Origin of the sequence: Caldimonas sp. (assembly GCF_046289365.1) — a bacterium.
Lineage (GTDB): Bacteria > Pseudomonadota > Gammaproteobacteria > Burkholderiales > Burkholderiaceae_C > Caldimonas.
In genome coordinates this window covers 1-3947 of record NZ_JBKBVU010000245.1, presented here as the reverse complement: position 1 = coordinate 3947, position 3947 = coordinate 1, and the positions used below count along the sequence as shown (strand labels likewise).

Here is a 3947-nt window from a genome sequence, read left to right as displayed (position 1 = left end):
GCTCACGCTGGCCGGCCTGGGCTGGTGGTGGCAGGTGCCGGCCGCGCTGGTGGGCCTGCTGCTGGCCTTCTTCGTGGGCTTCAACATCCTCGAAGCCTCGCTGCCCTCGCTGGTCTCGCGCGTGGCGCCGCCCTCGGCCAAGGGCCTGGCGCTGGGGGTGTACAACACCGCGCAGTCGCTGGGCCTGTTTGCCGGCGGCGCCCTGGGCGGCTGGCTGGCCACGCACTGGGGCTATGCCGCCGTCTTCCACGTGTGCGCAGGCGCGCTGCTGGCCTGGCTGGTGCTGGCCTGGCCGATGCGTGCGCCCTCGCGTCAGCGTGCCGCGCCCGCCTCGCCGGACGGGCCCGCTTCCGCTGCGGTCTGAGGCCTGGGCATCAGCCGCAGCAACTGCAGTTCGGCCAGCGCACCGTAGAGCGGGCGGCTGAGCAGGCGCGACACCAGGCTGGCCAGCATGGCCGCGGCCATCAGGCTGAGCACCATCGCGTGGCCGTCCACCATCTCCATCACGATGATGAAAGCCGTCAGCGGCGCCTGCGTGGCCGCCGCCAGGAAGCCGGCCATGCCCATAGCGATCAAGGCCGGCGTGGCCGGGTGGCCCAGCAGCACGGCCACGTCATGCCCCAGGCCCGCGCCGATGGACAACGAGGGCGCAAAGATCCCGCCCGGCACGCCCGACCAGTTCGACAGCCAGGTGGCCACGAACTTCAGCAGCACGAAGAGCCCGGGCTGCTGGTCAGCCTGGCCGGCCAGCAGCTCGCGCGTGTGGGCCTCGCCGCCGCCTGACGTGGCCCCGCCGCTCACCCAGCCGATCAGCGCCACCGCAAAGCCGCAGGCCGCCGCAAAGCGCAGCGGATGGCGCGCGCGCCACCGGCTCACGCGGTCGGGCAGGCCGGTCATCGACACCACCAGCAGCCGCGCCATCAGGCCGCCCAACAGGCCGCTGGCCACGATCACGCCGGCGGCGGGCAGCAGCAGGTCAGCGTCCAGCGCGCCCACGCGGATCACGCCGAAGTAGGTGAAGTTGCCGAACACCGACACCGCCATCAGGCCCGCCAGCACAATGGCCCCGATCACCACCGAGCTGGCCCGGCTGTCGAGTCCGCGCCAGAACTGCTCGATGCAGAACACCACCCCGGCCAGCGGCGCATTGAAGGCCGCGGCGATGCCGGCCGCGCCGCCGGCGGCCAGCAGCGCGCGGTCGTCGATGCCCGAGCGTGGCGACAGCCAGCGCCGCGCGTGCAGCATCACGCCCGCGCCCACCTGCACCGCCGGCCCTTCGCGGCCCACCGACAAGCCAGCCAGCATCGAGCCCGAGGTGAGCACCAGCTTCGCGCAGCTCAGGCGCAGCGAGACGAACAGCTTGCGCGGCCCGGGCTCCACCGACGGGTCCATCGCCGCCGTGACCTGCGGAATGCCCGAGCCGGCCGCGCCCGGAAAGAAGCGCTGCGTGATCCACACGATGGCCACCACCCAGGCGGGCGTCCACACCAGCGCCAGCCACGGGCGCGGCCCGGTGAGCCCTTCGAACTGGTGCAGCGCGGCGTTGCTGAGCAGCGTGAAGCCCACGATGAACAGGCCGGCGGCAGCGGCGTAGGCCAGCACGATGAGGCGATCGACCCAGGCGCGGGTGTCGCTCAACTCCCGGCGCACATTGGCCAGGAAATCCGGTTCATGGTGGGGAGGGGTCATCTGGTTGCCAACTGTAAGCGCAGCCCGCCGATGGGGGAGCCCCTGCAAGACCCGCGCCCGGCATAATGGCCGATTGAATCGACACTTTCAGTTTCCCAGGAGCCGGCCATGGCCTCGATCAACAAAGTCATCCTCATCGGCAACCTCGGCCGCGACCCCGAGGTGCGCTACACCCCCAATGGCGCCGCCATCTGCAATGTGACCATCGCCACCTCGCGCAACTGGAAGGACAAGACCTCCGGCGAGCGCATGGAGGAAACCGAATGGCACCGCGTGGTCTTCTACGACCGCCTGGCCGAGATCGCCGGCGAGTACCTCAAGAAGGGCCGCTCGGTCTACGTGGAAGGCCGGCTGAAGACCCGCAAGTGGCAGGACAAGGACGGCGTCGAGAAGTACACCACCGAGATCATCGCCGACCAGATGCAGATGCTCGGCGGCCGTGACGGCGGCGGCGACGAAGGTGGCGGCGGCTACAGCCGCAGCAGCGAAGGCGGCGGTGGTGGCTCCCGCCCGGCCGCCCGCGCCCCAGCGGCGTCCAAGCCCGCGCCCCAGAAGTCCAGCACGGGCTTCGATGACATGGATGACGATATTCCGTTTTGAGCTTTCGCTCGAACGAGCGAGCCTGATGCGCCTGCAAGTTGCAAAGTGGGGCAACAGCCTGGCCCTGCGGATCCCGGCCGACACCGTGCGCCGGCTCGGGTTGCGTGAAGGGGCCACGGTCGAGGCCCAGTTCAGCGTGGACGGCACGCCTGTCGATCCGGCCAGCGCAGTGGGACCGCAAGGCTTTCGCGGGAACTGGCCGAGGCCCGCAACGCCATGCCCATGAGCGAGCCCGTGATCGAAGCACTGCGCAGCGGGGCACGGCACTGACACGGTCCATGTCGACACCAGCGTGCTCGTGCCCGTGTTCCTGAATGAACCGCTCAGCAACGCCGTGGCCCACTGGTACACCCGCGAGAGCGCGCCGAGCCCTCGCCGCCGCCTGGTGCGTTCCTGAATTCGCCAGACGACGTGGAACTTGTCGAACATGAGGCGCGCGCGGGGCAGGTGCTGGGTGTGCCCTTGTACCTTGCAGCAGGCCGGGTCAGGCCTGCCGGTCAACAAAGATGTCTGCCGCCACGGCGGGTTCAGCAAACCCACCATCTACCAGTGGCGCGCCAAGTACGGCGGCATGGAGGCCGCTGAGCCGCGGGCGCTTCAACCCGGCTCACGGGTCGGCTTCCGGCGGCCGGCATGGCAGCCCCGCGCGGTGCCTGAGACAATTGGCAGCCTTGCCGGCGTTGGCCGGCCCCGAAGATCAGGACTTCTCATGCCCACCCGCAGACAGGCCCTCGCCCATGCCGCCACCGTGGCCTCGCTGATGGCCGCAGCCGGCGTGTGGCCGGGTGTGGCGCTGGCCCAGGCCGGTGGCTATCCCAAGGCCGCCTTCGAGACGCGCTCGATGGACGATGCGCTCAAGGCCCTGGGCCACGCCCGCCCCGTGGCCAGCACCGAGCTTCATCTCAGTGCACCGGACATCGCCGAAAACGGCGCGCTGGTGCCGCTGGGCCTGTCCACCGCGCTGACCGGCGTGAAGCGGCTGCTGCTGCTGATCGAGAAGAATCCCAACATCCTGGCGGCCGTGTTCGACCTCACCGAGGCCATCGAGCCCAGCCTGTCGACGCGGGTGAAGATGAGCGAGTCATCCCCTGTCTACGGTGTGGCGGTGATGGGCGACGGCCGCGTGCTGTTCGCGCGCAAGGAGGTGCGCGTAACGCTGGGCGGCTGCGGATTCTGAGCGGCGGGGACGGCAAGGAGCCAAGGACATGACCGAACGGATGCGACTGCGGGCCCAGGCCTCGGGGGGCAAGGCCACCGTGCGGGTGCTGATGGCCCACGAGATGGAAACCGGCCAGCGCAAGGACGCCGCCGGCGCCGTGATCCCGGCCTGGTACATCCAGCAGGTGAGCGTGCGCCACAATGGCCAGGTGGTGATGACGGCGTACTGGGGAACGGCGATCTCCAAAAACCCCTTTCTGCAGTTCGTGGTGAAAGGGGCCAAGGCCGGCGACCGCATCGCCGTCACCTGGGTGGACAACCGCGGCGCCACCCAAACCGACGAGACCACCGTCGGCTGATCAGCGCACCACCACGCACCGCACTGACGCGTGGGCCCCGTCGTTCGCGCGTCATCTTCATCGCCAAGGCCCGGGCCTTGTCGGCGCGGGCGGAGCCGTCAGGGGCCACCAGGCAGTGGGACAAGCAGGGGGCCAGGTGTG

6 protein-coding genes are annotated in these 3947 nt (G+C 70.2%); 5 read left to right on the top strand and 1 reads right to left on the bottom strand.

The features are described 5' to 3' along the window. Window positions 1-364, top strand: a 364-nt coding sequence (locus tag ACK42S_RS16290; protein ID WP_409709950.1) for an MFS transporter, incomplete at its 5' end; no start/stop codon positions are given. Here the strand turns inward: ACK42S_RS16290 and ACK42S_RS16285 are convergent. After that, on the bottom strand, window positions 313-1689 hold the full coding sequence (locus ACK42S_RS16285; protein ID WP_409709947.1) for a chloride channel protein: 1377 nt from the start codon (window positions 1687-1689) through the stop codon (window positions 313-315). The two genes, ACK42S_RS16290 and ACK42S_RS16285, sit on opposite strands and share 52 nt — an antisense overlap. A gap of 108 nt (window positions 1690-1797) precedes the next feature. Between ACK42S_RS16285 and ssb the strand changes: the two genes are divergently transcribed. The 4 genes from ssb to soxZ all read left to right on the top strand — a co-directional run bounded on the left by ssb (window position 1798) and on the right by soxZ (window position 3806). After that, on the top strand, window positions 1798-2289 hold the full coding sequence (gene ssb / locus ACK42S_RS16280; RefSeq protein WP_409709944.1) for a single-stranded DNA-binding protein: 492 nt from the start codon (window positions 1798-1800) through the stop codon (window positions 2287-2289). Beyond that, window positions 2270-2515 (top strand): AbrB/MazE/SpoVT family DNA-binding domain-containing protein, encoded by a 246-nt coding sequence (locus ACK42S_RS16275; RefSeq protein WP_409709941.1) that lies wholly within the window; start codon window positions 2270-2272, stop codon window positions 2513-2515. Before ssb ends, ACK42S_RS16275 begins: the two co-directional genes overlap by 20 nt. A 483-nt stretch (window positions 2516-2998) precedes the next feature. Next, on the top strand, window positions 2999-3466 hold the full coding sequence (soxY, locus tag ACK42S_RS16270) for a thiosulfate oxidation carrier protein SoxY (protein WP_409709938.1): 468 nt from the start codon (window positions 2999-3001) through the stop codon (window positions 3464-3466). Between the two features lie 28 nt (window positions 3467-3494). Further along, window positions 3495-3806, top strand: a complete 312-nt coding sequence (gene soxZ, locus ACK42S_RS16265; RefSeq protein ID WP_409709935.1) for a thiosulfate oxidation carrier complex protein SoxZ — start codon at window positions 3495-3497, stop codon at window positions 3804-3806. The last annotated feature ends 141 nt before the right edge of the window (window positions 3807-3947 follow it).